We start from the raw sequence: 25,393 nt of genomic DNA, 5'->3' as shown, positions 1-25,393 counted from the left end.
AAGGGATGGCAGGCACAGCTATGAAGTTTGCAATCCAGGTAAACGAAGGGCCTTACACCCACGAGGCATCCGACACCGCCTACCTCTTCACCCGGGCGGCGTTGGAAAAGGGTCATGAGATCTTCCGCGTGTTCTTCTACCACGACGGTGTGAACAACGGGACCAATCTCACGACCCCGCCCCAGGATGACCGGAACATCACCAATCGCTGGTCCGAGCTGGCCGCGAAGCACAATCTCGACTTCGTGGTCTGCGTCGCTGCGGCCCAGCGCCGCGGCATCGTGGACGAGGGCGAGATGAAGCGGAACGGCAAGAGCGCGCAGAACATCGCCGACGGCTTCCGCATCTCCGGTCTGGGACAGCTGATTGAGGCCGGTATCCAGGCGGATCGCCTGGTGGTCTTCGGCGACTGAGTGGGGGAGAGTCATGTCTGAAGAGATGATGGAAGAAGGCGGGACCATCAAGAAGTTCCTGTACGTCAACCGCAAGGCGCCGTACGGGACCGTCTACGCGCTGGAGTCCCTCGAGGTGGTGCTGATCGGCGCCGCGTTCGAGCAGGACGTGAGCCTGGTGTTCATGGATGATGGTGTGTTCCAGATCACCAAGGGTCAGGATACGGCCGGCGTGGAGATGAAGAACTTCTCCCCCACCTACCGTGCACTTGAAATGTACGACGTGGAGAAGCTGTTCGTGGAGAAGGAGTCCCTGGACGCCCGCGGGCTCACCGAGGACGACCTGCTGGTCCCCGTCGAGGTTATGACCTCCGAGCAGATCCGCGACCTGATGGAAGATCAGGACGTCATCCTGAGCTTTTAAGGAGAGGCACGGACCATGTTGCATATCATCAATAAGTCGCCCTTCGAGCGTAACAGCCTGGAGAGTTGCCTGCGTACCGCCACCAAGGGAAGCACGCTGCTCTTCATCGAGGATGGCGTTTACGCGGCGCTGGAAGGCTCTGCAAAGGCCGAGACCCTGCGTCAGGCCATGCAGGATTACACCGTCTGCGTCCTGGAGCCGGATCTTGCGGCCCGGGGTATCGCCGCCAAGGCGATGGATGGGATCAAGCGGGTCGATTATGCTGGGTTCGTGGACCTGGTCGCCGAGAGCGAGCGGGTGCAGTCCTGGCTGTAGAACTCCAACGGCAATTTAATTTCCGGCCGGCTCCGGCCGCCGGATGAACTGAAAGGAGAAAGTACCATGGCACTTGAAGTTGGTGGCAAGAGCGTTGAGACCGACGAGGAAGGCTACCTGGTCAACCTGGCCGACTGGGACGAGGAAATCGCCGGCGAGCTCGCCAAGAGCGAGGGCGTGGAGATGACCGAGAACCACTGGGAGGTCGTGAACTTCCTGCGTGAGTACTACAACGAGTACCAGATCGCCCCGGCGGTCCGCGTGCTGACCAAGGCCATCGGCAAGAAGCTCGGGCCCGAGAAGGGCAACAGCAAGTACCTGTACGAGCTGTTCCCCTACGGCCCGGCCAAGCAGGCGTGCAAGATCGCCGGCCTGCCCAAGCCGACCGGCTGTATCTGATCAGCAGCAGTCCTGGAAAGGGGGGCGTAACACCGCCCCCCTCCCCTTACCCGGTGGCACTCGAGGTGCAAGCAGAATGTCGTTCCTGACCGTGACGTATGCAGTGCTGTTTTATGCCGCGACCGCGATCCTGATCGGCGGTCTGGCCTACAAGATCAGTGTATACGCCCGCACCCCGGCACCGTTGAAGATCCCGACCACGCCCGCCCCCACGACCACCAGTGGCGTGGTGATGCGCATGGGCCGCGAGGTGATCTTCTTCGAAAGCCTGTTCAAGTCCAGCAAGTGGACCTGGTTGTTCGGCTGGATGTTCCACATTTCCCTGGCGCTGGTCCTGATCCGTCACCTGCGCTATTTCACCGAGCCGGTCTGGTTCTGGGTCAGCTGGCTGCAGCCGTTCGGCAAGTACGCGGGCTTCTTCATGGTGCTCGGGCTGCTCGGCCTGTGGTCCCGCCGCGTGCTCGTGGACCGTGTGCGCTACATCAGCGCGCCCTCCGACCACCTGATTCTCGCCCTGCTGGTGGGTATCGGCATCACCGGCCTGAGCATGAAGTTCGTTGCCCATACGGACATCGTCAGTCTCAAGGCCTTCGTATTGGGCCTGATGTACTTCGACTGGCAGCCTCTGCCGGCCGACTTCAATCTGCTGCTGCACCTGTTGCTGGTGGCGGTACTGATGATCATCTTCCCGGTGAGCAAGCTGCTGCATGCCCCCGGCGTGTTCTTCAGCCCGACCCGCAACCAGGTGGACAACCCCCGCGAGACCCGTCATCTCGCACCTTGGGCGGCTCCGCTCGACTCCAGCAGCGCCGAATAATTCAGGAAGAAGGCACCCATGGCAGATTACGAGACTCCCAAGCTGCTCGCAGACGTGCCCGTGGTCGTGGTTCCCAACATCAAGCCGGGGGCCATGTCCCACAGCAGCCCGTACGTGGCCAAGCCCGATCACAATATCCCGCTCGGCTTTCCCGGTGAGCTGGTGGAGAACTGGCAGGAGGCGGCCATCGCCAAGATGGGCGATATCCTGCAGAAGTACCGCTCCATCCAGGTTTACCTGGATTCGTGCGTGAAGTGCGGCGCCTGCACCGACAAGTGCCACTACTTCCTCGGCACGGCCGATCCGAAGAACATGCCGGTGGCGCGCCAGGACCTGCTGCGCAAGGTCTACCGCCGCTACTACACCTTCGCCGGCAAGTACTTCCCCAAGCTGGTGGGCGCCACCGACCTGACCAAGGAGGTGCTCGACGACTGGTACAGCTACTACCACCAGTGCTCCGAGTGCCGCCGCTGTTCGGTCTATTGCCCCTACGGCATCGACACGGCCGAGATTTCCATGGCCGCCCGCGAGATTCTCGACTCCATCGGCTACGGCCAGAAGTACTGCAACGAGATCATCGCCAAGGTTCACAAGATCGGCAACAACCTCGGCCTGCCCGGCCCGGCGCTGGAAGCCACCCTCGAGGACCTCGAGGATGACATCAAGACCGATACCGGCGTGGACGTGAAGCTGCCGGTGGACCAGGAAGGCGCCGACATCCTGCTCATCACGCCCTCCGCGGACTTCTTCGCCGAGCCGCACATCGACGGCCTCATCGGCTACGCGAAGGTGTTCCATGCCGCGGGGCTCAGCTGGACCCTGTCCAGCTATGCCTCGGAAGCGGCCAACTTCTCCATGTTCATCGGCAGCTACGACAACATGAAGAGGCAGGCGGAGCGCATCCGCAAGGCGGCGCTGGAGCTGGGCGTCAAGCGCATCATGGTGGGCGAGTGCGGCCATGCCTGGCGTGCCGCCTACAGCTTCTGGAACACCCTGGCGGGCGTGGGCCACGGCGCGGCCGATGACGACAAGTACGCGCGCATGCTGCAGAAGCAGCTCGACCCGCGCTTCCCGGTGCCGCAGCACATCTGCGAGTCCACCTACGATCTCATCCAGCAGGGTGCGATCAAGCTGGACAAGTCCGCCAACGACCACCGTCGCGTGACCTTCCACGACTCCTGCAACGTGGCCCGCGCCTCGCGCATGGGCGACATGCCGGGCGGGCAGTTCATCATCCCCCGTGAAGTGATCAAGGCGGCCTGCAACAACTTCTTCGACATGGCCCCCGAGACCATCCACGAGGGAACGTTCTGTTGCGGCGGCGGTGGCGGCCTGCTCACCGACGATTTGATGGAGGTGCGCGTCAAGGGTGCCCTTCCGCGCATGCAGGCCCTGAAGTACGTGGTCGACGAACACAAGGTGGATACCCTGGCGGCCATCTGCGCCATCTGCAAGACGCAGTTCGCCAAGGTACTGCCCTACTACGACTTCCCGATGCACATGATTCTGAGTGTTCACCAGCTGGTCGGGGACGCGGTCATCCTGGGCAGCAACGACTAACTACTACAAGATTCGTCTTGGCAGAGGAGATACCCATGGCCACTTCGAGCGACGACATCAAGAAGATAACCAACCGGAAGTTCAAGGACGGCGACAACGAGCATTACGCCTGGAACCGCTGGGTGTTCAAGGGCGACGAGAGCTACCGTTGCCCGACCTATGTCCACCGCACGCCCCCCTGCCAGGGCAGCTGCCCGTCGGGCCACGACATCCGCGGCTGGCTCGATATCGTGCGCGGCATCGAGAAGCCTGCCGAAGGGATGGACTGGAAGGAGTACGCCTTCCGTCGCAACACCGAGGCCAACCCGTTCCCCTCCATCATGGGTCGCGTCTGCCCCGCGCCCTGCGAGGACGGCTGCAACCGCAACAAGGTCGAGGAACACGTCGGCATCAACTCGGTGGAGCAGTTCATCGGCGACAACGCCCTTGCCGCCGGCTACCAGTTCGAGGCCGGTCCCGACACGGGCAAGAAGGTGGCCATCATCGGTGGCGGCCCCGCCGGCCTGGCCGCGGCCTACCAGCTGCGCCGCCGCGGCCACGGCGCCACCATCTTCGAGTCCAAGCCCGGCCTCGGCGGCATGATGCGCTACGGCATCCCCGGCTACCGGACCCCGCGCAACGTGCTCGACGGCGAGATTCAGCGCATCCTCGACCTCGGCGTGGAGGTCCACACCAACACCAAGGTGGGCGTGGACATCTCCATGGAGGACATCGAGAAGGAGTTCGACGCCGTCCTGTTCGCCATCGGCGCCTGGTCCGGCCGCGCCCTGCCCATACCGGGCGGCGACAAGGCCACCAACTGCATCACCGGCGTGGCCTTCCTCGAGGCCTTCAACCAGGGTCGCCTGAAGCACGTCACCGGCAAGGTGGTGGTGGTGGGCGGTGGTGACACCTCCATCGACGTGGCCTCCGTGGCCCGCCGCCTCGGCCACATCGACGTGGTCAGCGAGAAGGATCGCCCCGAGCACGTCATCATCAACCAGACCGCCCACGACGTGGTGGAGTCTGCCGCCCGCCAGGGCGCCGACGTGCTGCTGATGTCCCGCGCGCCCATCGAGAAGATGAACGCGGCGAAGCACGAGATCGACGACGCGCTGCGCGAGGGCGTGGAGATCCGCGGCCGGCTCAACCCGGTCGAGGTCATCCTTGGCGAGGACGGTCGTGCCAAGGCCCTGCGCGTGCAGGAGCTGCAGGAAGACGGCAAGACCCCGGTCGAGGGCAGCGAGTTCGACATCGAGTGCGATCTCATCGTCGCGGCCATCGGCCAGGGCGGCGACCTGACCGGCATGGAGACCTTCGGCAACCAGCGCGGCCTCATCGATGCCGACAAGCACTACCAGGTGCCCGGCAAGGAAGGCTATTTCGTCTGCGGTGACATCGTGCGCCCGCACCTGCTGACCACTGCCATCGGCCAGGCCTCCATCGCCGTGGACAGCATCGACGGCTACCTGCAGCAGAAGGATCTCGGCAAGCGTCCGAAGGTGGACGTGCACCATTTCAACCTGCTGGAGAAGCTGCGCGAGACCCACCTGGAGCCGGCGCCGTTCCAACTCGAGGCCAAGGACTCCGTCTACAAGAAGGAGACCGACCTGGGCGCCCGCGGCACCTCCGAGGCGAAGTTCGCCGTGCACAACTACGAGGATCGTTCGCAGAGCGAGATCATTCCCGCCGACGAGCTGTTCCTGGGGCACTTCCCCTTCACCCCGCGCAACCGCCGACAGCACGTGGAGGTCAGCGCCGAGAACGTGCTGGGCAACTTCGAAGAGCGCCTGGTGGCCCTCGACGAGGAGAAGACCGTCGCCGAGGCGAAGCGCTGCATGAGCTGCGGCATGTGCTTCGAGTGCGACAACTGCGTGGTCTTCTGCCCCCAGGAGGCGGTCAAGAAGACGCCCAAGGCCGAGGCCACCATGGGCCGCTACGTCTACACCGATTACAGCCGCTGCATCGGCTGCCACATCTGTGCCGACGTCTGCCCCACCGGCTACATCGAAATGGGGCTCGGCGCCTGGGCCAACTAGGAGGGAAGGTCCTGATGACCTGCTTCGCAAACCTCAAGCGGTCCCTGACCGTGCTGGCGACGGTTGCGCTGCTGGGGGCTTCGGCCCCCGGCGGCGCCGCCGACAGCGGTATCCCCATGCCCAGCTTCATGGAGCCGCAGGGCACGCAGTGCGTGGAGGATACCGACTTCATGCGCCGCAACCACATGGAGGTGATCCTCGATCACCGTGACAAGACCATGCACGAGGGGATCCGTACCAAGAAGCACAGCCTCAAGGAGTGCATCAACTGTCACGCCGCTGACTACCAGGGCGACGAGAAAGCCCGGGAACAGCACTTCTGTGTGAGCTGCCACCAGTACACGGCGGCCCAGCCCGATTGTTTCCAGTGCCACAGCCTGAAGCCGGAACAGCCCGGCGCTGCACGCTGAGAACGGCCGCAACCACAGGGAAACAGGCAAGAGCCCGAGAATGAACGAGACCAGCGAACACACTGATCTGAACCGGCGCGAGTTCCTGACCCGGAGCGCGGCCACGGCGGGAGTCGCCCTCGCCCCCGGAGTCATGCTCTACAGCGTCGCCCAGGCCCGTCCCGCCGACGAACCCGTCTCCAGCGCGGTGCGCTGGGGCCTGCTCATCGACACCAACAAATGCGCTTCCGGCTGCAGCGACTGCGTGAGCGCCTGCGAACGGGAGAACGGCTGGGGTACCGGTTCCACCGACGAGTCCCACTCCGACGCGACGCAGAAGGCGCAGTGGATCCGCAAGGTGGAGGTGAAGAACACCGAAACCGGACACGCCTTCACCCTGCCCATGATGTGCCAGCACTGCGAAAATCCGCCCTGTGCCGACGTCTGCCCCACCGGGGCCTCGTTCCGGCGCGACGACGGTATCGTCCTGGTGGACAAGCACATCTGCATCGGCTGCCGCTACTGCATGATGGCCTGCCCCTACAAGGCGCGCTCCTTCGTCCACGAGACGCTCTCGGACCAGAAGCCCTATGCCCCCCGCGGCAAGGGGACCGTGGAGTCCTGCACCCTGTGCGTGCACCGGGTCGACGCGGGCGATTCCCCCGCGTGCGTGGAGGCCTGCACGGCCGAGAATCACAATGCCATGCTGTTCGGTGACCTGAACGACCCCGCAAGCCCCATCGCCAAGACGGTGGCCACCTACGCCACCACCCAGATCCGGGCCGACCTGAACCTCAACCCCGGGGTCCGTTACCAAGGCATCTAGTCACGGGAGCTCAGCCGCAAGATGAAGCATATCACCTATCGCGAACTGCCCGGACGCAGCGGCTACTACGGCCTGCTCGGGGCCCTGGCACTGGTTGTCCTGATGGGCTTCGGCGCCTTTCTGTACATGGAACACCACGGCCACTACGTCACCGGAATGAACAACCAGGTGGTCTGGGGCACACCCCACGTGTTCGCCGTGTTCCTGATCGTGGCCGCCTCCGGGGTCCTCAACATGGCCTCCATCGGGTCGGTGTTCGGCAAGTCGATGTACAAGCCCCTGGGGCGCATGGCGGGCCTGCTGGCCATCACGCTGCTGATGGGCGGCCTGACGGTCCTGGTACTGGACCTGGGGCATCCGGACCGCCTCATCGTGGCCATGACCCATTACAACTTCAAATCCATCTTCGCCTGGAACATCTTCCTCTACACGGGCTTCATGGCCATCGTGGCGGTCTATCTGTGGTCCATGATGGAGCGGCGGATGAATCCCTACTCCAAGCCGATGGGTTTCCTCGCCTTCGTCTGGCGCCTCATGCTCACCACCGGTACCGGTTCCATCTTCGGTTTCCTGGTGGCGCGGCAGGGCTATGACGCGGCGGTCATGGCGCCCATGTTCATCGCCATGTCCTTCTCCTTCGGCCTGGCCATCTTCCTGCTGGTGCTACGCGCCATGGAGGGAGGCTTCGGCTGGGAGCTGGGCGGGATGGCGCTGAAGCGCTACAAGAACCTGCTGGGCGTGTTCATCGCCGCCACCCTCTACTTCGTGGCGCTGATGCACCTGACCAATCTCTACGCCACCGAGCACCACGGCGTCGAGGCCTTCATCCTGATGAACGGCGGGATCTACACCTTCCTGTTCTGGGTCGTGTTCGTGCTGGTGGGCAGCCTCCTGCCCCTGGGGCTGCTCTACCACCCGGCCACCGGCGGCTCGCGCACCTGGATCACCGCCGCCTCCGTGCTGGTGCTGGTGGGCGCCATCGCCCTGGTGTACGTCATCATCATCGGCGGCCAGGCCTACCCGCTGGTGCTGTTCCCGGGCATGGAGGTGAGCAGCAGCTTCAATGACGGGGTGGTGAACAGCTATGCGCCCAGTCTGCCCGAGGTGGTGCTGGGTGTCGGCGGCATCGCCCTGGCCCTGGCGCTGGCGATGGTCGCCATGCGGGTGCTGCGCTTCATCCCCGAGACCATGTCCGACGAGGCCATGCAGCAGTACCTCGAGGCCAGCAAGCACTGACACCGGGCGCGATGGGCGGATCGCCCGCCCATCGCGCCTGTACAGCAGGAGTGACCGGATGGCACAGCAGGAACACCCCTTCGCGCATTACGTGCGCATCCTCGGCAAGGGTCGCAACGGATCCCGCTCCCTCTCCCAGGAGGAGGCCGAGACGGCGCTGCGGCTCATCCTGCGCAACGAGGTGGAGCCGGTTCAGCTGGGCGCCTTCCTGATGCTCATGCGCGTCAAGGAGGAGAGTCCCGAGGAGCTGGCGGGTTTCGTGCGCGCGGCCCGTGCCGACATGGCCCCGCCCGCCGGCCTGGGCGCGGATCTCGACTGGTCCTCCTACGCGGGCAAGCGCCGCCACCTGCCCTGGTTCCTGCTCTCCACCCTGCTGCTGGCCGAGAACGGTATCCGGGTCTTCATGCACGGGGCCAGCGGGCACACCGCCGGTCGCATCTATACCCAGGATGTGCTGTCCACCCTGGGCCTGCGCCATGCCACCAGCTGGGACGAGGTGGCCGAGGATCTGGAGGCGCGCAACTTCGCCTACTTCCCCCTCGAGCACATGTGCCCCAAGCTGCACGAGATCATCCAGCTGCGCCCGCTGCTCGGGCTGCGCTCCCCGGTCCATACCCTGGCCCGGCTGCTCAATCCCCTCGATGCGCCCTACGTGATGCAGGGCATCTTCCATCCCGGCTACCGCCCGGTGCACCAGGAGGCCGCGCTGCTGCTGGAGCAGCCACACCTGGCGGTCATCAAGGGCGAGGGTGGCGAGATCGAGGTCAACCCGGACATGGCCTGCCTGGTGCAGAGTGTCCATGACGGGGTTCTCGCCGACGAGGAGTGGCCGCCGCTGTTCCCGCAGCGCCACGTGAAGCAGCCGGAACTCGAGGTGGGGCATCTGGCCGCACTCTGGAACGGCGAACTCGAGGACGAGTACGCCGAGGGCGCCGTGATCTCCACCGTGGCCGTCACCCTGCAGATGATGGGGCGGGCCGAAACCCGCGATGCGGCCCTCGCGCAGGCGCGGCAGATGTGGCGGCAGCGCCCGCGGGAGAAGTACTCCCGGGCGGCCTGAGGCAACGGCGGCCTTCACCGGCCGCCGGCGCCCCCTTCCGCCTTGCTGCCCCTGCAGAGTCCCACAACCGCGGAACGGGCCCCCCATGTCCCACCTTCTCATCTCCGCCGCCCACAAGTCCTCGGGCAAGACCACCATCACCCTCGGGTTGTGCGCCGCACTGCACGCGCGCGGTTTGCGCGTACGCCCCTACAAGAAGGGTCCCGACTACATCGACCCCATGTGGCTGGGGATGGCCGCGGGACGCTCCTGCCTGAACCTCGACTTCCAGACCCAGGACAACGACGAAATCCTGCGCACCTTCGCCTGCGGGTTGCGGGAGACGGACATCGGCATCGTGGAGGGGAACATGAGCCTCTACGACGGCATGGATCTCGAGGGCGGCAACAGCAACGCGGCGCTGGCGAAGCTCATCGGGGCGCCCGTGATCCTGGTGCTGGACGCCACCGGCGTGACCCGGGGCATCGCCCCACTCCTGCTCGGCTACCAGGCCTTCGACCGCGAGGTGGACATCGCCGGGGTGATCCTCAACCAGGTGGCCGGCCAGCGCCACGAGGAGAAGCTCCGCGCGGTCATCAGCCACTACACCGACATCCCCGTATTGGGAGCGGTACGCCGCAATCCGGAGCTGCGCATCAGCGAACGGCATCTCGGCCTGGTGCCCAGCAACGAGCTCGGCACCGCGCGGGAGAAGATCGACTACACCGCCGGGGTGATCGCGGCGCAGGTCGACCTCGACGCCCTCATCGAACTGGCCGCGGCACGCAGCGCCGGGCCTGACCCGGCGCTGTTCCAGCCGGAACCGGTCTCTCCCGTGCGCGATCTCCGCATCGCCATCGCCCGCGATCCCGCCTTCGGCTTCTACTATCCCGGCGACCTGGAGGCGCTGGAGCGGGGCGGAGCCGAGCTGGTGCCCGTCGATACCCTGCGGGACAGCGAACTGCCCGCGGTGGATGGCCTGTTCATCGGCGGCGGGTTCCCGGAGACCCACACGGAACAGCTGGAGGCGAACCGGTCGCTGCGCCGTTCCATTCGCACCGCCATCGAGGCGGGCCTGCCCGCCTACGCCGAGTGCGGCGGACTCATGTACCTGGCCCGCAGCATCACCTGGCAGGGGCGGCGCCACGAGATGGTGGGCGTGGTGCCGGGTGACATCCGGATGCACGAGCGCCCCGTGGGCCGTGGTTACATCCACGTGCAGGAGACCGGCGAGGGTCCCTGGCCGCTGCGGGATGCCGCTGGGCGGCTGGCCGGGTTCCATGCCCACGAATTCCACCATTCCAGCATCGAGAACCTCGATCCGGACTGTCGTTTCGCCTTTCGGGTGCTCCGCGGCACCGGGCTCGGCAACGGTTATGACGGGGTGGTCTACAGGAATCTCCTGGCATGCTATGCCCACCAGCGTGATGTGGGCGCCAACCACTGGACCCACCGCTTCCTCGAATTCGTACGCCACTGCCGCAGCCGCACGGCGGTACGGGCCGCCGGCGGCTGAGCGCCCCGGCGAACCGGAACCGGTGCCGGGCCGCTGCCGGCCCGCGCCGAAGCAATCCATCGTCAACCAGACAACCAACAGGAGAGCCGATGTTCAAGATCACCGAACGCGCCGCTGAACAGGTACGCCGGTCCATGGAACAGGGAGAGATCGACGGCCTTGCCCTGCGGGTGGCGGTGCGGACACTGCCCGACGGCGGCTTCGACTACGGTCTCGGTTTCGACGCGCCGGCCGCTGATGACCTCCGCATCTCCTCCCAGGGGGTCGAGATCCTCATCAACCCCGCCCTGCGCGAAATGCTCGAGGGAACGGTCATGGATTTCGTGGAGCTGGAATCGGGTGAGATGAGCTTCATTTTCCTCAATCCGAACGATCCCAACTACATACCGCCCAAGGAGGCGGATGTCGAGGTTCCGCAGGAGTGAACCGGTAACGCCCATGGAACTGGATGTGGTGGTCATCGGCAGCGGTCCGGGCGGCTACAAGGCCGCCCTGACCGCCGCCCAGCAGGGAGCGCGGGTGGCCCTCGTGGAGAAGGGCCTGGCGGGCGGCGTGTGTCTGAACGAGGGCTGTGTTCCGAAAGCGGCGCTCATCCGTCTCGCCGGCCTGATTGAGTCGGCCAATTCACTCAACGGCCGGGGGCTGGTGGGCGAGGTGCGCGGCGACTTCCCCGCCGCCATGGCGCACAAGGCCCGGGTGGTCGATGGCATCAGCGCGAATTTCCCGGTCTGGCTGCGCCGGCTCGGAATCCGCTACCTCCAGGGCAGCGCCCGGCTTCTCGATCCGCGCACGGTCGCCGTCGAGGGGCCCGATGGGAACGTCACCCTGCAGGCCCGGCGGATCATCGTGGCCACCGGCGCCATCCCCCGCGAGCATCCGGCCTGCCCCGCCGACGGGGTGCGGATTCTCAATTCCCACCACTTCATGTACCAGCTCGACGCCCTGCCCGCCTCCGTGCTGGTGGTGGGCGGGGGTGCGGTAGGCTGCGAGCTCGGCTACTTCCTGCAGCAGTTCGGCAGCCGGGTCACCCTCGTCGAGCGCCAGGATCACCTTCTCGGCGGCATGGCCCTGCCGGCGCGGGCGACCCAGCTGCTGGAGCGCAAGTTCCTGCGCCTGGGAACCGAGCTGCGGCTGGGCGTCGAGGTGGTCGGCACCCGGGTCGGGAACGACGGCGTCAGCGTCAGCTTCAGCGACGGCGGCGAGGGCCACTACGAACGGGTGCTGGTGGTCATCGGCCGGCGGCCCGCACCGAGCGGACTGGGGCTCGAGAAGCTCGGCGTCGAGTTCGACGCCGAGGGCTTCATCCGCACCAGCAAGTACCTGGAGACGACGCAGCCGGGTATCTACGCGGTGGGAGACTGCAAGCCCGGACCGATGTCCGCCAACGCCGCCTTCCACGACGCCAGGGTGGCGGCATTCAATGCTGTCCGCGGCAACACGCTCCGCGCCAACTATCACCGGGTGCCGCTGGTCATCGATTCGGCCCTGCAGATCGCCACCGTGGGACTGCTGGAGGAACGTGCCGAGGCGGCCGGCTTCGAGCCCGAGTTCGCCCGCGCGAACTTCATGGCCTCCATCAAGGCCCGCGCCCACAACGACGCCGAGGGCTTCATCGAGGTGGTCCACGACGACGAGACCGGGCAGCTGCTGGGCGGCTGCATTGTCGGTCCCGACGCCGGGGAGCAGATCCACATGCTCGCCGCCGCCTGCCAGTCGGACCGCGGGCTGTGGTTCTTCAGCGACATCAACTACACCCACCCCTCCTGGTACGAGGACCTGGGCAATGCCATCAATCCCCACGCCCAGGCCATCGCCCGCTCCGGACGCGACCTCTTCCGCCCCGGCATCTTCGCCACCGACGTCGGCGGTGAGGACTGAAATAGCTTGTTTAACAGCAGATTATGCGAATTACGCAGAATTACGGTTACTGTCCGGTCGAATCCGCGCGCGCTTCCAGCCGTGTCGCCTGGAATTGAGCGGGCCAGAGACTGGCAGAGTACGGTGTCCGGGTGGAAGCGTGCTAAGATGGCGCTACTAGTGCCTGTCTTATAAGCCAATTTCTGCCCCCTGCGGGGTGACTGCCACATGCAGCTGTTGGAGCCGAAGAAGGCCGCGGGCCGTATCCGCGACCTGGCCATCTGGATGATCCCACCCGCCCGCGGCTGGCGGCGCAAGTCCGCCGGCATCTGGCGCAATCCCCTGTTCCAGCCCATGGCGGCGCTGGTGGCGGTGCTGTTCGTGCTGGCATTCAGCGGCCTGCTGCTGTTTCCCCGGGGGGGCGAGGACCGGGCGGCCCTGCTCCCGGGCCACCTGCTGCTGTTCCTCCTCGGGCTGGTGTGCCTGGCGATCCTGGCCCGGCGCATCCACCAGCAGCTCCTCCAGCCGCTTGCGCATCTGCGCAACTGGGCCCTGCGTATGCGGGGCGGCAATCTCTCCGCCCGGATCCCGGTGCCTGAACGGGGCGAGTTCGCCGAGCTGGCCCGGGATATCAACTCCCTGGCCGAGTCGCTGCAGAACCTGACCCAGGACATGGATCGCCAGGTCCAGCTGCAGACCGAGCGGCTGGAACAGAAAACCCGCTCCCTCGAGGTTCTCTACGACGTGGCCGCCGGGGTGAACTCCTCCCGCGACCTGGACGATCTCCTCACCCGTTTCCTCAGCACGGTCATGAAGATCGTCGATGCCCACGCCGCGGCGGTGCGCCTGATCCAGGACGACAACCAGATGCGGCTGGTGGCGAGCATCGGCCTGGAGGAAGGGGTTGCCGAGCGGGAGCGGATCATGTCCACCGACAGTTGCCTGTGCGGGACCGCCGTTTCCGCCGGCGAGGTCATGTGCCAGCAGGACATGCGCCGTTGCGACGCCCAGATCGGACGCCCCCTGCTCCCCCACCAGGAGCTGGAGATGATCGCCGTGCCGCTCCAGTACCGGGGCCGGACCCTGGGTGTCTACAACCTGTTCGTCGACCCGGGCACCCACGACCGGCAGTGGCAGGAGTGGAAAAACCTGCTCAATACCATCGGCCAGCATCTGGGCATGGCCATCGAGAAGTCACGCCTGGATGCCGAGTCCCAGCGCCTGTCGCTCATGCAGGAGCGGGCCATGCTCGCCCACGAGCTGCACGACTCCCTGGCGCAGTCCCTCGCGAGTCTGCGCATGCAGATCAAGATGCACCAGGAAACCCTTGCCGACACGGGCAATTTCCAGGCGCAGATGGAGCTGGCACAGATCAAGAGTGGCCTCGACCAGGCCTACACGGAGCTGCGCGAGCTGCTGGATCACTTCCGGGTCCGGATGGACGAACGCGGCCTCATCCCCGCCATCGAGGACTTTCTGCGCCGGTTCCGGACCGACACGGGCATCAAGGTCTTCTTCCAGCGCCAGTGCCAATCGCTGGACCTGCCCCCCTCCTACGAGGTCCAGGTGCTGCGCATCGTGCAGGAGGCCTTCGCCAACATCCGCAAGCACAGCCAGGCGAAGACCGCCCGGCTTCTGCTCAGCTGCAACGACGCGGGCGACTATCGGGTGCTGGTGGAGGATGACGGTATCGGACACCACGCCCAGCGCCAGGGCGAGGACGGGGAGAGCGGCCTGCGCGGCGAGCACATAGGCCTCTCGGTCATGCGCGAGCGTGCCCGGCAGCTCTCGGGCGAGCTGAATATCGAGAGTGATGCCGGCGAAGGGACACGGGTCGAGCTGACCTTCCACTACCCCACCATCAGCAGTGTCCTCTGATAGCATGCGAGCGGTGTGATCGCGCGGTCGCGGGCCGGCGCCAGGGCGGGTGTACCGCCCTCGGCGCATGGTGGCCGGATACCAAATTCAAAATATTACCGGAATGTGATATTTTCCGGCGAACCACTCTGACAGGGGCGACTCAGTAGCCAGATGCGGGTCCTGATGATAGATGATCATGCCCTCTTCCGGGCCGGCCTGGCGGCACTGCTGGAACGCCGGGGCATCGAGGTGGTGGCCTCGGTCGGTGACGGCAAGGAGGGGCTGGAGCTCGCCGAGCAGCTGAAACCCGACGTCATCCTGCTGGACATGCGCATGCCCGGCATGGACGGCATCGAGGTGTTGAGGGCGCTGCGGGAGGGCGGCAACGAGACGCCGGTGGCGGTGGTGACCACCAGCCGCGACGGCATGGATCTGATCAAGTCCCTGCGGGGCGGGGCCCAGGCCTACCTCATCAAGGATATGGAACCCGACGAGCTGGTCAGCGCCCTGCAGGAGGTGACCTCGGGCGAGACGGTGGTGGCCAAGGAACTGGCCGGTGTGCTGGCCCGGGTGGTCCAGGGCGATGGCGGCAGCCCGACACGCGCGCCCACCGAACTGGCGGAACTCACCCCCCGGGAGCAGGAGATCCTCAAGCACCTGGCCGAGGGGCAGAGCAACAAGGTGATTGCCCGCAACCTGGGCATCTCCGACGGCACCGTGAAGCTGCATGTGAAGGCCATCCTGCGCAAGCTGGGCGTCCACTCCCGGGTGGAAGCGGCGGTGATGGCCGTGCAGCTGGGACTTGCGAGGAAGAGTGAATGAACGAGCAGGCGGCGACTGCCGGCGAAGCACGGCCCCTCACCTACATGGGCCTGGTGGATCTCTGCCGGGCCCGGGTGACCGAGATTTTCCCCTGGGACCTGGTGGAGGAGATCGAGGCGGGACGCGAACCGCTCATTCTCGACGTGCGCGAACCCTACGAGTACCAGGCCCTGCATATCGCCGATTCACTCAATGTCCCCCGCGGCGTGCTGGAGCCGGCCTGCGACTGGGGCTACGAGGAGACCGTGCCCGCGATCGCCCGGGCGCGCGAACGGGACATCGTGGTGGTGTGCCGCTCCGGCTACCGCAGCATCTTCGCCGCCGACACCCTGCAGCGCATGGGCTACCGCAGCGTCCGTTCCCTGAAGACCGGCCTGCGCGGCTGGAACGACTACGAGCAGCCCCTGGTGGACGGCGCCGGCAATCCCCTCACCCTGGACGACGCCGACGCCTACTTCGCCGCCGGCCCCAGCGACGAACAGCTCGGTCCCAGGAAGTAAATGGACAGGATTGACAGGATTTACAGGACACAAGATCAAGAGCGTTTTTATCCGCAGATTACGCAGATTACGCAGATTGGTTAGACAGCGAAGATAAGCAGCCGCGGGATGGATTCCCGCGGCTGTTTTGTTTCTGCCAGGACTTGGTCACCGAAACCAACGCCTGTTTCAACCCGAGACAGAAAACAACCCACAACAGGAATCCTGTCAATCCTGTCTATTTTTAAAAAATTCTTTTCGTTTCAATCCCCGGCGCGGCTCGCCTCGCGGGCTTCGGCGGTCTGCTCGGCGGAGGGGTTGCGGGGCTGGCCGACGCCGGCCTCCGGGTCGAACCAGGCGAGCTTGTCGTGCAGGCGGACCACTTCGCCGACGATGATCAGCGTCGGTGGCTTGATGGTGGCGCCTTCCACGAGCGCCGGCATGGTGCCCAGGGTGCCGATGAACACCTTCTGCTGCGGGGTGGTGCCCTTCTGCACCAGCGCGATGGGGGTCTGCTCCGGCAGGCCGTGGCGGATCAGCTCCGCGCAGATGATGGGCAGCCCCTTCAGGCCCATGTAGAAGACGGTGGTCTGGTTGGGCTGGGCCAGTGCCGGCCAGTTGAGGTTGGTGGTGCCGTCCTTGAGGTGGCCGGTGACCAGGTTCAGGGTCTGGGAGAAGTCCCGGTGGGTGAGCGGGATGCCCGAGTAGGCGGCGCAGCCGGCCGCCGCGGTGATGCCCGGCACCACCTGGAACGGCACGCCTTCCGCCGAAAGGGTCTCGATCTCCTCCCCTCCGCGGCCGAAGACGAAGGGATCGCCGCCCTTGAGGCGCACCACCCGCTTGCCCTGCTTCGCCAGCTTCACCAGCAGATCGTTGATCTGCTCCTGGGGCAGCGTGTGCTTGTCGCGCTCCTTGCCCACGTAGACGAGCTCGGCGTCCCGCCGCACCAGCGACATCACCTGGGGCGAGACCAGGCGGTCGTAGACCACCACGTCGGCCTGCTGCATGAGCCGCAGGGCACGGAAGGTGAGGAGATCGGGATCGCCCGGCCCGGCGCCCACCAGGTAGACCGCACCGGTCCGGGCAATGGCCGCCTCGTCGCCGGACAGGGCCTTCTCCAGCGCCTTTTCCGCCAGCTCCTCCTGCCCCGAGAAGACCATTTCCGCCACCGCGCCGCCCAGGACCTGTTCCCAGAAGGCCTTGCGCTCGGCGCTGTTGGAGAAGCGCGCCTGTACGCGCTCGCGCCAGCGGGCGGCGAGATCGGCCAGCCGACCGTAGGCGGCGGGGATGAGGGTCTCCAGCCGGGCGCGGACAAGCCGCGCGAGCACCGGGGAGCGGCCGCCGGTTGAGACCGCCGCCACCACCGGTGAACGATCGATGATGGAGGGCACGATGAAGCTGCCCAGCTCCGGGTCGTCGACGACGTTCACGGGAATCCGGCGGCTGCGGGCGAGCTCCGCCACCTGGCGGTTGACCGCGGCGTCATCGGTGGCGGCGATGACCAGCTCGCAGCCCTCCAGGTCGGATTCGGAGAAGGTGCCGGCATGGTACTCGACGCTCCCCTGCTCCACCTGCTGGGAGACGCCGCTGCAGAGCGCGGGTGAGACCACCCGGACCCGGGCGCCGGCGCCGCACAGCATTTCGATCTTGCGCGCGGCGACTTCTCCGCCACCCACCACCAGGCAGGGTCGTCCACTGATGTTCAGGAAGATTGGTAGAAATTCCATGATCTGTCGGCACTTATCCGATACGCAACTATTCAGTGAATACTAATATACCCGTCGTCCGAGGGCACCCCCCCCTTTGGGAGAGGCGCCTGTTCAGGCGATCAGCTCCAGCCCGCCCAGGTAGCCGCGCAGGGCGTCGGGTACCCGGATGCCGCCGTCCGCCTGCTGATAGTTCTCCAGCACCGCCACCAGGGTGCGGCCAACAGCCAGGCCGGAGCCGTTGAGGGTGTGCACGAGCTCCGGCTTGCCGGTGTCCGGATTGCGCCAGCGGGCCTGCATGCGCCGGGCCTGGAACGCCTCGAAATTGCTGCAGGAGGAGATTTCCCGGTACTTGCCCTGGCCGGGCAGCCATACCTCGATGTCGTAGGTCTTGGCGGCGGAGAAGCCCAGATCCCCGGCGCACAGGGCCACCACCCGGTAAGGGAGCCCGAGCCGCTGCAGGACCGCCTCGGCATGGCCGGTGAGCCGCTCCAGCTCGGCGTAGGACTCCTCCGGGCGCACCACGCGCACCATCTCCACCTTCTCGAACTGGTGCTGGCGGATCATGCCGCGGGTGTCCTTGCCATAGGCGCCGGCTTCGCTGCGGAAGCACGGGGTATGGCAGGCCATGGCCAGCGGCAGGGCGTCGGCCTCCAGGATCTCGTCGCGCACGATGTTGGTCACCGGCACTTCGGCGGTGGGGATCAGGTAGTAGCCCGGCTCGCCGCGCAGGGCGAACAGATCCTCCTCGAACTTCGGCAGCTGGCCGGTGCCGAACAGGCTCTCCGCATTCACCAGGTAGGGGGCGTAGACCTCGGTATAGCCATGCTCGCGGGTGTGCAGGTCGAGCATGAACTGGATCAGGGCCCGGTGCAGGCGCGCGACGGGTCCGCGCATCACGGCGAAGCGGCTGCCGGTGATCTTGGCGGCGGTCTCGAAGTCGAGCCAGCCGTTGCGCGCTCCCAGGTCCACGTGGTCGAGGGGCTCGAAGTCGAATACGGGAGGCTCGCCCCAGCGCCGCACTTCGAGATTCTCATCCTCGCCGCTGCCGTCCGGGACGCTCTCGTGGGGCAGGTTGGGGATGCCGAGCTGCAGCGCCCGCAGATCCTCCTGCAGGCGCTGCAGCTGGACCTCGGCCGCCTTCAGGCGCTCGCCCAGGTCGGCCACTTCCGCCAGCAGCGGGGCGATATCCTCGCCGGACGCCTTGGCCCGGCCGATGGACCTGGACCGGGTGTTGCGCTCGTTCTGCAGCTCCTGCACCCGCACCTGCAAAGCCTTGCGCTCGTTCTCCAGCGCCTCGATGCGCCCGGTGTCGAGCCGTAAGCCGCGTCGCGCCACCCGCGCCGCCACCTCGTGGAGTTCGTTTCTCAGCAGTCTGGGATCTAGCATAGGTCCTGTTCAGTCGATGGTTGCCTGCGCGGGCCAGACCACGATGTGGCCTGGTTCCACGTACTCTTCCAGGGTCGCGAGCACCTGCTCGACCCGCTCGGGGGTATCGAAAAACTCCAGCACCAGGGGGAGATCCAGCGACAGGTCTACCAGGCTGGTGGTGTGCAGGGCTCCCGAGCTGCCGAACCCGGCGATGCCGCGGAACACGGTGACGCCCCGCACCCGTTCACGGTCGTGCAGCAGTTCCACCAGCTCGCGCATCAGGTGCTGGCCTTCGGTCAGATAGACGCGCACCATGCGCACATCCTGTCTTCTCATAGCTGCCTCCCCATCAGAACGCCGGCCCAGGTGGCCGCCAGGCAGGCCAGCACGCTGAGCGCGGCGTTGGCCAGCGCCCTGCCCCAGGCCCCTTCCTGGAGCAGCGCGAATGTCTCGAGGGAAAAGGTCGAGAAGGTGGTGAACGCGCCCAGCAGGCCCACCATCAGCGCCGCGCGCCACTCCGGCGCCAGGGTGACGCGCTCAACCAGCAGCACGAACAACACGCCCATGGCCAGCGAGCCGAGCACGTTGACCGCCAGGGTCCCGTAGGGGAATGCGCGTCCGAACAGGTTGTAGACGCCGGTGGAGACCCAGAAGCGCAGCACGGCGCCGACGGCCCCCCCCGCCGCGATGGCCATCAGCTGCATCGCATCGATCCCCGCACCTCTCGCTCCCCCCGGCTGCGCCATCCGCCCGGATCATTTTACACCCTATCCGGGCCCTTTCTTGCGCTCCCTGGCGCGGTCCAGCGCGCGCAGGTGTTCCAGCTTCTCGCCGATCCTGATCTCCAGGCCGCGGGGAACCGGCCGGTAATAGCGCCGCTCCCCCAGCTCCTCAGGAAAGTAGCGCTCCCCGGCGGCATAGGCCTCCGGCTCGTCGTGGGCGTAGCGGTAGGCGTGGCCGTAGCCCAGCTCCTTCATCAGCCGGGTGGGCGCATTGCGCAGGTGCACGGGCACCTCCAGCGTGCCGCTGCGCCGCACATCCTCCTGGGCGGCGCCGTAGGCGGTGTAGACCGCGTTGCTCTTCGGCGCGCAGGCCAGGTAGGCCACCGCCTGGGCCAGGGCCAGCTCCCCTTCCGGGCTGCCCAGCCGATCGTAGGCATCCCAGGCGTCCAGTGCCAGGTGCAGGCCCCGGGGATCGGCGTTGCCGATATCCTCGCTGGCCATGCGCACCACCCGGCGGGCGATGTAGACCGGGTCGCAGCCGCCGTCCAGCATCCGCGCGAGCCAGTAGAGGGCGGCATCGGGGGCGGAGCCGCGCACCGATTTGTGGAGGGCGGATATCTGGTCGTAGAAGAGGTCGCCGCCCTTGTCGAAGCGGCGTACATCGCCGCTGAGCACCTCCTCCAGCACCGTGGCGTTGATGACCCTCCGCCCCTCCTCCTCGCCGGCCAGATCGGAGGCGATCTCGAGCAGGTTGAGCGCGCGCCGGGCGTCACCGTCGGCGGCCGCGGCGATCTGCCGCCGGGTTGCGGCATCCACCTCCAGGCCCTGGCCGCCGAGCCCCCGTTCGGCGTCGGCCAGCGCCTGGCCCAGCAGCGCGTCGATATCCTCCGTCTCCAGCCGCTTGAGCACATAGACCCGGGCCCGGGATAGCAGCGCGTTGTTGAGCTCGAAGGAGGGATTCTCGGTGGTGGCGCCGATGAAGGTGACCGTGCCCTCCTCCACGAAGGGCAGAAAGGCGTCCTGCTGGGCCTTGTTGAAGCGGTGCACCTCGTCCACGAACAGGATGGTGCCGCGGCCTTCGGTCACGATGGCCTGCCGGGCCTCCTCCACCGCCGCGCGGATGTCCTTCACCCCGGCCAGGACCGCCGACAGGGTCACGAAGCGGGCGCGGGCGTAGCCGGCCATCAGCCGTGCCAGGGTGGTCTTGCCGGTGCCGGGCGGGCCCCACAGCACCATGGAGTGCAGGTTGCCCGACTCCACCGCCTGGCGCAGCGGCTTGCCGGGACCGAGCAGGTGGGGCTGGCCCACGTATTCGTCGAGGTTGCGCGGACGCATGCGCGCCGCAAGCGGCTGCAGTCGGGTCCCGGCATCGGTGGTCGGCATCGCTGGAGGCTCGTCAGGTGTGTTGTGACCGGATATCCGCGCCGGCGCGGCCTCAGCCGCCCTCGCCGATGACATCCACACCGGGCGGCGGCGTGAACCCGAACAGCGCCGGGTCCAGCCCCGGGTTGGCCTCCACGTCGCTGAAGGTGAGGCGGGTGGACTGGCCCAGGTGATCGGTCAGCTCCATCTGCGCCAGGGTCTCGCCGCGGAAACCGATGAGCATCTGCTGGAAGACGGCTTCGGGATCGCGGGGTACGAGTTCGTACCAGTGGATGCCCTCCTGGTCGTCCAGGGGGGTGACGATGAAGTTCTCCTCCAGCCGGCCGAGGTCGCCGCCCAGCAGCAGCGCCGGGGTGTTGGCCAGCGCCTGCCCGAGGGGGCGGACCGAGACCTGCAGCAGCTCCGGATCGTAGAGCCACAGCGTCCGGCCGTCGCTGATGACGTGCTGTTCGGCCGGTTCCAGGTAGTCCCAGCGGAAGCGGTCCGGCCGCTCCAGCACCATGGTCCCGGTGGATCGCTCCATGACCGCGCCGTCCATGTCGCGCACCTCCTGGGTGAAGGTCGCGCGCAGCGCCCGGGTGTCGGAGAGGAAGCGGGTCAGCCGGTCGGTATCGGCCGCCGCCGCCAAGGCGGTCCACAGCGCCGCGATGAGGAGCAGCCCGGGGGAGAGGCGGCGGGCAGGATGTTTCGGCATGGGGAGACTCACGGGGATCAGTCGGTTCCGGGAGGCGGCGGCGCGATCACTTCGCGGCTGCCGTTGGTCTGCATTTCGCTCACGATGCCGGCCTGCTCCATCGCCTCGATCATGCGCGCGGCGCGGTTGTAGCCGATCTTGAGGCGGCGCTGGACGCTGGAGATGGAGGCGCGGCGGGTCTCGGTCACCACCCGCACCGCCTCGTCATAGAGGGGATCGGACTCGGCATCCTCCCCGCCGTCGCCGCCGGGACCGCCCTCGCCGTCGGATCCGCCCTCGAGGACGGCCTCCACGTAGTCGGGCTCGCCGCGGGCGCGCAGATCCTCCACCACCCGATGCACCTCCGCGTCGGCGACATAGGCGCCGTGGACACGCATCGGCAAGCCGGTGCCCGGGGGGAGGTAGAGCATGTCGCCATGGCCGAGCAGCTGTTCGGCGCCGGGCTGGTCGAGGATGGTGCGCGAATCCACCTTCGAGGAGACCTGGAAGGCGATGCGGGTCGGGATGTTGGCCTTGATGAGGCCGGTGATGACATCCACCGAGGGGCGCTGGGTGGCCAGGATCAGGTGGACACCCGAGGCGCGGGCCTTCTGCGCCAGGCGGGCTATGAGCTCCTCCACCTTCTTGCCCACCACCATCATCAGGTCGGCGTATTCGTCCACCAGCACCACGATGTAGGGCAGCGGGTCGAGAACCGGCGGCTCGCCCTCCAGATCCGGGCTGGCCAGGGGATCGGGGATCGGCGTGCCGGCCTTGTGGGCCTCGCGCACCTTGCGGTTGAAGCCGGCGATGTTGCGCACCCCCAGCGAGGCCATGAGGCGGTAGCGGCGCTCCATCTCCGCCACGCACCAGCGCAGGGCGTTGGCCGCCTCCTTCATGTCGGTCACCACCGGGGCGAGCAGGTGCGGTATGCCCTGGTACACCGAGAGTTCGAGCATCTTGGGATCGATGAGAATGAGGCGGACCTCGTCGGGCAGGGCCTTGTAGACCAGGCTCAACAGCATGGCGTTCAGGGCCACCGACTTGCCCGATCCGGTGGTGCCGGCCACCAGCAGGTGGGGCATGCGCGCGAGATCCACCACCACCGGGTTGCCCGAGATGTCCTTGCCCAAAGCCAGGGTGAGCGGCGAGGCCGCCTCGTCATAGGCCCGGGAGGTGAGCACTTCGCTCAGGTGCACGATGGCGCGGTTCTCGTTGGGGATCTCCAGGCCGATGACCGACTTGCCCGGGATGACCTCCACCACGCGCACGCTGACCGCGGACAGGGAACGGGCCAGATCCTTGGCCAGGTTGCTGATCTGGTGGCCCTTCACGCCGGGGGCCGGCTGCAGTTCGAAGCGGGTGATGACCGGACCGGGGTTCACGGCCACCACCTGCGCTTCCACCCCGAAGTCCATGAGCTTGAGCTCCACCTGGCGTGAAATGGCCGCCAGCGCCTCCTTCGAGTAGGAGGTCTGGGCCTTGTCGCCCTTGTCCAGCAGACCCAGGGTGGGCAGGGTGCCGCTCTCCGGGTTCTTGAACAGGGGAACCTGGCGCTCCTTCTCCACCCGCTTGCTGGGTTCCGGCTGGGCGATGACCGGCTCGATGCGCGGCGGTTTGCGCTTCTCGACCTTTTTCACCTCGGCCTTGGCGATCTCGCGCCGCTCCTGCACCGCCCGCCGCGCCGCGAGCCGTTCGCGCAGCGACCGTACCCGGGTGCGGAAGGTATCCAGCGCCCCGAGTGTGAAGCGGCCCACCGCATCCATGAGCCCGAACCAGGAAAGCCCGGTGAACAGGGTGACGCCGGTCAGGAACAGCGCCAGCAGCAGCAGCGTCGAGCCCATGAAGTTGAACACGGCGTGGAGACCGCCGCCGACCACCTCGCCGAGGATGCCCCCGCTCGATTGGGGCAGCACCATGGACGGGGTGTCGAAGTGCAGCCAGGCGAGCCCGCAGCCGGTGGCCACGGTCACCACGAAGCCGACCGCGCGCAGGGAGAAGCGGGTCCACTGGGTGGCCATCTCGCCCTGTCGCCCCTGGAAGACCAGCCAGCCGCTGTAGCCCACCATCAGCGGGACCAGGTAGGCCATGTAGCCGAACAGGGCGAGGAAGATGTCCGCGAACCAGGCGCCGGCCACACCGCCGGCATTGGTGGCCGCGCCGCCGCTGCCGCTGTGGGTCCAGCCGGGATCGGTGGGCTGGTAGGTGACCAGCGCGAGCAGCAGGTAGAGCGCCACGGCGGAGAAGAGGATCAGCGCACCCTCGCGCACTCCCCTGCCCACGTGTATCGCGAGCGGCAGGCCGTTTCCAGATTTCCGTGATGCCTGTCCCAAGTCCTTTACCTTTTCCTTAAGTAGTCAAGCTAATTTATAAAATATTAATGAAATTATACCTGAGAGGCCAGGATGTTCCGGAGGGCGGGATAGCGGATTTCACCGGCTTCGACATTGATGCCCGCAGCCAGGGCCGGACGATCCCGCCAGTCGGCCTCCAGCAGCCGCGCGGCATAGGGAATGAGCGCCGCGGAGAGTGCCTGGGAGGCGGTGCGCGGCACCGCTCCCGGCATGTTGGTGACGGCGAAGTGCACCACGCCCTCGTCAACGTAGGTGGGTTCGGCATAGGTGGTGGGCCGGGTGGTCTCGATGCAGCCGCCCTGATCCACGGAGATGTCCACGATGACGCTGCCGGGCTGCATGGCGGCGACCATGGCCCGGTCCACCACCCGGGGCGCGCGGGCGCCGGGAATCAGTACCGCGCCCACCAGCAGGTCCGCCTGCGCCACGGCCTGCGCCAGCGCGCCGCCGTAGGGATAGAGCGCGGTGACGTTGGGGCCGAGGTCATGCATGGCCACCAGCTTGTCCGGCTTGCGATCGAACACCGTCACCCGGGTGCCCGCGGCAGCGGCCGCCGCGGCCGCGTTGCCGCCGGCGACGCCGGCGCCGATGATGACCACGTGGCCGCGCTCGCCCGCGGGCAGGCCGCCGAGCAGCAGGCCCTTGCCGCCCTGGGGCCGGTGCAGCAGGTGGGCGCCCACCTGGACTCCCAGCCGCCCGGCGATGGCGCTCATGGGCGCCAGCAGCGGCAGGTGCGTGCCTTCGGAGACCGTTTCGAAGGCCACCGCCGTCAGGCCGATATCGAGCAGCGCGCGGAACAGCTGCGGCTCGGCCGCCAGGTGCAGATAGCAGAACAGGCGGTGGTCGGAACGCAGCAGGGGGTACTCCTGCGGCTGCGGCTCCTTGACCTTGATGATGACCTCCGCCGCGCCGTATACCGCGGCGGCGTCCGGCGCTAGGCGCACCCCGTGGGCCTCGTAGTCCGCGTCCTCGTAACCGCTCAGGCGTCCGGCGCCCCGTTCCACGAGCACCTCGTGACCGAGCCGCACGAGCTCCCCCGCCGCCTCCGGCACGAGTGCCACCCGGCCTTCGAGGGTCTTGATTTCACGTGGAATTCCAACGCGCATGGCGGCTCCTTTACCCACTGGAATGCATTGCGTACTATACCACCCCTCATGCTGGCCGGACACGGTGACGGGCGCCCGCCGGACCCCTGGCGAGGGGCGCCGTCCCTCCACCGCGGTCCGGCTGTCAGC

Annotated in this window: 25 protein-coding genes; 17 read left to right on the top strand and 8 right to left on the bottom strand. The window is 67.0% G+C overall.

All coding sequences use genetic code 11. The features are described from left to right. The first annotated feature begins 20 nt into the window (after positions 1 to 20). The 17 genes from tusD (at position 21) to DFQ59_RS06035 (ending at position 15,970) form a co-directional block, all read left to right on the top strand. Positions 21 to 413: a sulfurtransferase complex subunit TusD gene (tusD, locus tag DFQ59_RS06115; protein ID WP_114278798.1), complete on the top strand. Its 393-nt coding sequence runs from the start codon at positions 21 to 23 to the stop codon at positions 411 to 413. A gap of 13 nt (positions 414 to 426) precedes the next feature. Next, a complete protein-coding gene (tusC, locus tag DFQ59_RS06110) occupies positions 427 to 816 on the top strand; it encodes a sulfurtransferase complex subunit TusC (RefSeq protein WP_114278797.1) in 390 nt (129 codons plus the stop codon). Positions 817 to 831: 15 nt separating this feature from the next. After that, complete coding sequence (tusB, locus tag DFQ59_RS06105; protein WP_114278796.1) at positions 832 to 1,131, top strand: sulfurtransferase complex subunit TusB; 300 nt, start codon at positions 832 to 834, stop codon at positions 1,129 to 1,131. Positions 1,132 to 1,197: 66 nt separating this feature from the next. Then, a complete protein-coding gene (locus tag DFQ59_RS06100; protein ID WP_114278795.1) occupies positions 1,198 to 1,530 on the top strand; it encodes a TusE/DsrC/DsvC family sulfur relay protein in 333 nt (110 codons plus the stop codon). Between the two features lie 76 nt (positions 1,531 to 1,606). Then, positions 1,607 to 2,347: a respiratory nitrate reductase subunit gamma gene (locus DFQ59_RS06095; protein ID WP_114278794.1), complete on the top strand. Its 741-nt coding sequence runs from the start codon at positions 1,607 to 1,609 to the stop codon at positions 2,345 to 2,347. An 18-nt stretch (positions 2,348 to 2,365) separates the two neighbouring features. Continuing rightward, positions 2,366 to 3,907, top strand: coding sequence for a sulfate reduction electron transfer complex DsrMKJOP subunit DsrK (gene dsrK, locus DFQ59_RS06090; protein WP_114278793.1), 1,542 nt, complete (start codon positions 2,366 to 2,368; stop codon positions 3,905 to 3,907). 35 nt (positions 3,908 to 3,942) lie between these two features. Next, positions 3,943 to 5,925: an NAD(P)-binding protein gene (locus tag DFQ59_RS06085; RefSeq protein ID WP_114278792.1), complete on the top strand. Its 1,983-nt coding sequence runs from the start codon at positions 3,943 to 3,945 to the stop codon at positions 5,923 to 5,925. A gap of 14 nt (positions 5,926 to 5,939) precedes the next feature. Further along, positions 5,940 to 6,335, top strand: coding sequence for a hypothetical protein (locus tag DFQ59_RS06080; protein ID WP_114278791.1), 396 nt, complete (start codon positions 5,940 to 5,942; stop codon positions 6,333 to 6,335). A gap of 40 nt (positions 6,336 to 6,375) precedes the next feature. Further along, entirely contained in the window at positions 6,376 to 7,140 is a 765-nt protein-coding gene (gene dsrO, locus DFQ59_RS06075) for a sulfate reduction electron transfer complex DsrMKJOP subunit DsrO (protein WP_114278790.1), read from the top strand. A gap of 21 nt (positions 7,141 to 7,161) precedes the next feature. After that, the gene (gene nrfD / locus DFQ59_RS06070; RefSeq protein ID WP_114278789.1) at positions 7,162 to 8,376 is read left to right on the top strand and encodes an NrfD/PsrC family molybdoenzyme membrane anchor subunit; all 1,215 of its coding nucleotides are present in this window, start codon (positions 7,162 to 7,164) and stop codon (positions 8,374 to 8,376) included. A 58-nt stretch (positions 8,377 to 8,434) separates the two neighbouring features. After that, the gene (locus DFQ59_RS06065) at positions 8,435 to 9,436 is read left to right on the top strand and encodes a glycosyl transferase family protein (protein WP_114278788.1); all 1,002 of its coding nucleotides are present in this window, start codon (positions 8,435 to 8,437) and stop codon (positions 9,434 to 9,436) included. 85 nt (positions 9,437 to 9,521) lie between these two features. Then, positions 9,522 to 10,931, top strand: a complete 1,410-nt coding sequence (locus tag DFQ59_RS06060; RefSeq protein WP_114278787.1) for a cobyrinic acid a,c-diamide synthase CobB — start codon at positions 9,522 to 9,524, stop codon at positions 10,929 to 10,931. A gap of 89 nt (positions 10,932 to 11,020) precedes the next feature. Beyond that, positions 11,021 to 11,356 (top strand): HesB/IscA family protein, encoded by a 336-nt coding sequence (locus DFQ59_RS06055; RefSeq protein ID WP_114278786.1) that lies wholly within the window; start codon positions 11,021 to 11,023, stop codon positions 11,354 to 11,356. 13 nt (positions 11,357 to 11,369) lie between these two features. After that, positions 11,370 to 12,809 (top strand): dihydrolipoyl dehydrogenase family protein, encoded by a 1,440-nt coding sequence (locus tag DFQ59_RS06050; protein ID WP_170142059.1) that lies wholly within the window; start codon positions 11,370 to 11,372, stop codon positions 12,807 to 12,809. Between the two features lie 207 nt (positions 12,810 to 13,016). Then, positions 13,017 to 14,666 carry a GAF domain-containing protein gene (locus DFQ59_RS06045; protein WP_114278784.1) on the top strand — a complete coding sequence of 550 codons (1,650 nt, stop codon included), beginning with the start codon at positions 13,017 to 13,019 and terminating at the stop codon, positions 14,664 to 14,666. Positions 14,667 to 14,819: 153 nt separating this feature from the next. Then, the gene (locus tag DFQ59_RS06040; protein ID WP_114278783.1) at positions 14,820 to 15,470 is read left to right on the top strand and encodes a response regulator; all 651 of its coding nucleotides are present in this window, start codon (positions 14,820 to 14,822) and stop codon (positions 15,468 to 15,470) included. Further along, complete coding sequence (locus DFQ59_RS06035) at positions 15,467 to 15,970, top strand: rhodanese-like domain-containing protein (protein ID WP_245937201.1); 504 nt, start codon at positions 15,467 to 15,469, stop codon at positions 15,968 to 15,970. The genes DFQ59_RS06040 and DFQ59_RS06035 overlap by 4 nt, the downstream gene beginning before the upstream one ends. Positions 15,971 to 16,212: 242 nt before the next feature. Here the strand turns inward: DFQ59_RS06035 and cysG are convergent, their stop codons facing one another. From cysG to ald, 8 genes are all read right to left on the bottom strand, one after another. Beyond that, positions 16,213 to 17,676 (bottom strand): siroheme synthase CysG, encoded by a 1,464-nt coding sequence (gene cysG / locus DFQ59_RS06030; RefSeq protein WP_114278782.1) that lies wholly within the window; start codon positions 17,674 to 17,676, stop codon positions 16,213 to 16,215. Positions 17,677 to 17,769: 93 nt separating this feature from the next. Continuing rightward, complete coding sequence (serS, locus tag DFQ59_RS06025) at positions 17,770 to 19,044, bottom strand: serine--tRNA ligase (protein WP_114278781.1); 1,275 nt, start codon at positions 19,042 to 19,044, stop codon at positions 17,770 to 17,772. Between the two features lie 9 nt (positions 19,045 to 19,053). After that, entirely contained in the window at positions 19,054 to 19,362 is a 309-nt protein-coding gene (locus DFQ59_RS06020; RefSeq protein ID WP_114278780.1) for a DUF190 domain-containing protein, read from the bottom strand. Beyond that, the gene (gene crcB / locus DFQ59_RS06015; RefSeq protein ID WP_114278779.1) at positions 19,359 to 19,730 is read right to left on the bottom strand and encodes a fluoride efflux transporter CrcB; all 372 of its coding nucleotides are present in this window, start codon (positions 19,728 to 19,730) and stop codon (positions 19,359 to 19,361) included. The genes DFQ59_RS06020 and crcB overlap by 4 nt, the downstream gene beginning before the upstream one ends. 63 nt (positions 19,731 to 19,793) lie before the next feature. After that, positions 19,794 to 21,131, bottom strand: a complete 1,338-nt coding sequence (locus DFQ59_RS06010) for a replication-associated recombination protein A (RefSeq protein ID WP_114278778.1) — start codon at positions 21,129 to 21,131, stop codon at positions 19,794 to 19,796. A gap of 52 nt (positions 21,132 to 21,183) precedes the next feature. After that, positions 21,184 to 21,825, bottom strand: coding sequence for an outer membrane lipoprotein periplasmic chaperone LolA (gene lolA, locus DFQ59_RS06005; protein ID WP_114278777.1), 642 nt, complete (start codon positions 21,823 to 21,825; stop codon positions 21,184 to 21,186). Positions 21,826 to 21,842: 17 nt separating this feature from the next. Beyond that, complete coding sequence (locus tag DFQ59_RS06000; protein WP_114278776.1) at positions 21,843 to 24,137, bottom strand: DNA translocase FtsK; 2,295 nt, start codon at positions 24,135 to 24,137, stop codon at positions 21,843 to 21,845. A 53-nt stretch (positions 24,138 to 24,190) separates the two neighbouring features. After that, positions 24,191 to 25,264, bottom strand: coding sequence for an alanine dehydrogenase (gene ald, locus DFQ59_RS05995; protein ID WP_114278775.1), 1,074 nt, complete (start codon positions 25,262 to 25,264; stop codon positions 24,191 to 24,193). Between the last annotated feature and the right edge of the window lie 129 nt (positions 25,265 to 25,393).

It is taken from the genome of Thioalbus denitrificans, from assembly GCF_003337735.1.
GTDB classification, from domain to species: Bacteria; Pseudomonadota; Gammaproteobacteria; order DSM-26407; family DSM-26407; genus Thioalbus; species Thioalbus denitrificans.
Note: the sequence above shows the minus strand (reverse complement) of the source record. Positions and strands in the feature narration are given on the sequence as shown.

Bases quoted from the DNA above. Each gene is read 5' to 3' on its own strand.
- lolA (WP_114278777.1), bottom strand. From the start codon at position 21,825: ATGCCGAAACATCCTGCCCGCCGCCTCTCCCCCGGGCTGCTCCTCATC.
- DFQ59_RS06055 (WP_114278786.1), top strand. From the start codon at position 11,021: ATGTTCAAGATCACCGAACGCGCCGCTGAACAGGTACGCCGGTCCATG.
- crcB (WP_114278779.1), bottom strand. From the start codon at position 19,730: ATGCAGCTGATGGCCATCGCGGCGGGGGGGGCCGTCGGCGCCGTGCTG.
- dsrK (WP_114278793.1), top strand. From the start codon at position 2,366: ATGGCAGATTACGAGACTCCCAAGCTGCTCGCAGACGTGCCCGTGGTC.
- DFQ59_RS06095 (WP_114278794.1), top strand. From the start codon at position 1,607: ATGTCGTTCCTGACCGTGACGTATGCAGTGCTGTTTTATGCCGCGACC.
- tusC (WP_114278797.1), top strand. From the start codon at position 427: ATGTCTGAAGAGATGATGGAAGAAGGCGGGACCATCAAGAAGTTCCTG.
- DFQ59_RS06100 (WP_114278795.1), top strand. From the start codon at position 1,198: ATGGCACTTGAAGTTGGTGGCAAGAGCGTTGAGACCGACGAGGAAGGC.
- DFQ59_RS06050 (WP_170142059.1), top strand. From the start codon at position 11,370: ATGGAACTGGATGTGGTGGTCATCGGCAGCGGTCCGGGCGGCTACAAG.
- DFQ59_RS06045 (WP_114278784.1), top strand. From the start codon at position 13,017: ATGCAGCTGTTGGAGCCGAAGAAGGCCGCGGGCCGTATCCGCGACCTG.
- cysG (WP_114278782.1), bottom strand. From the start codon at position 17,676: ATGGAATTTCTACCAATCTTCCTGAACATCAGTGGACGACCCTGCCTG.
- ald (WP_114278775.1), bottom strand. From the start codon at position 25,264: ATGCGCGTTGGAATTCCACGTGAAATCAAGACCCTCGAAGGCCGGGTG.
- tusD (WP_114278798.1), top strand. From the start codon at position 21: ATGAAGTTTGCAATCCAGGTAAACGAAGGGCCTTACACCCACGAGGCA.
- DFQ59_RS06080 (WP_114278791.1), top strand. From the start codon at position 5,940: ATGACCTGCTTCGCAAACCTCAAGCGGTCCCTGACCGTGCTGGCGACG.
- nrfD (WP_114278789.1), top strand. From the start codon at position 7,162: ATGAAGCATATCACCTATCGCGAACTGCCCGGACGCAGCGGCTACTAC.
- DFQ59_RS06065 (WP_114278788.1), top strand. From the start codon at position 8,435: ATGGCACAGCAGGAACACCCCTTCGCGCATTACGTGCGCATCCTCGGC.
- DFQ59_RS06020 (WP_114278780.1), bottom strand. From the start codon at position 19,362: ATGAGAAGACAGGATGTGCGCATGGTGCGCGTCTATCTGACCGAAGGC.
- dsrO (WP_114278790.1), top strand. From the start codon at position 6,376: ATGAACGAGACCAGCGAACACACTGATCTGAACCGGCGCGAGTTCCTG.
- serS (WP_114278781.1), bottom strand. From the start codon at position 19,044: ATGCTAGATCCCAGACTGCTGAGAAACGAACTCCACGAGGTGGCGGCG.
- DFQ59_RS06060 (WP_114278787.1), top strand. From the start codon at position 9,522: ATGTCCCACCTTCTCATCTCCGCCGCCCACAAGTCCTCGGGCAAGACC.
- DFQ59_RS06085 (WP_114278792.1), top strand. From the start codon at position 3,943: ATGGCCACTTCGAGCGACGACATCAAGAAGATAACCAACCGGAAGTTC.
- DFQ59_RS06040 (WP_114278783.1), top strand. From the start codon at position 14,820: ATGCGGGTCCTGATGATAGATGATCATGCCCTCTTCCGGGCCGGCCTG.
- DFQ59_RS06035 (WP_245937201.1), top strand. From the start codon at position 15,467: ATGAACGAGCAGGCGGCGACTGCCGGCGAAGCACGGCCCCTCACCTAC.
- DFQ59_RS06010 (WP_114278778.1), bottom strand. From the start codon at position 21,131: ATGCCGACCACCGATGCCGGGACCCGACTGCAGCCGCTTGCGGCGCGC.
- tusB (WP_114278796.1), top strand. From the start codon at position 832: ATGTTGCATATCATCAATAAGTCGCCCTTCGAGCGTAACAGCCTGGAG.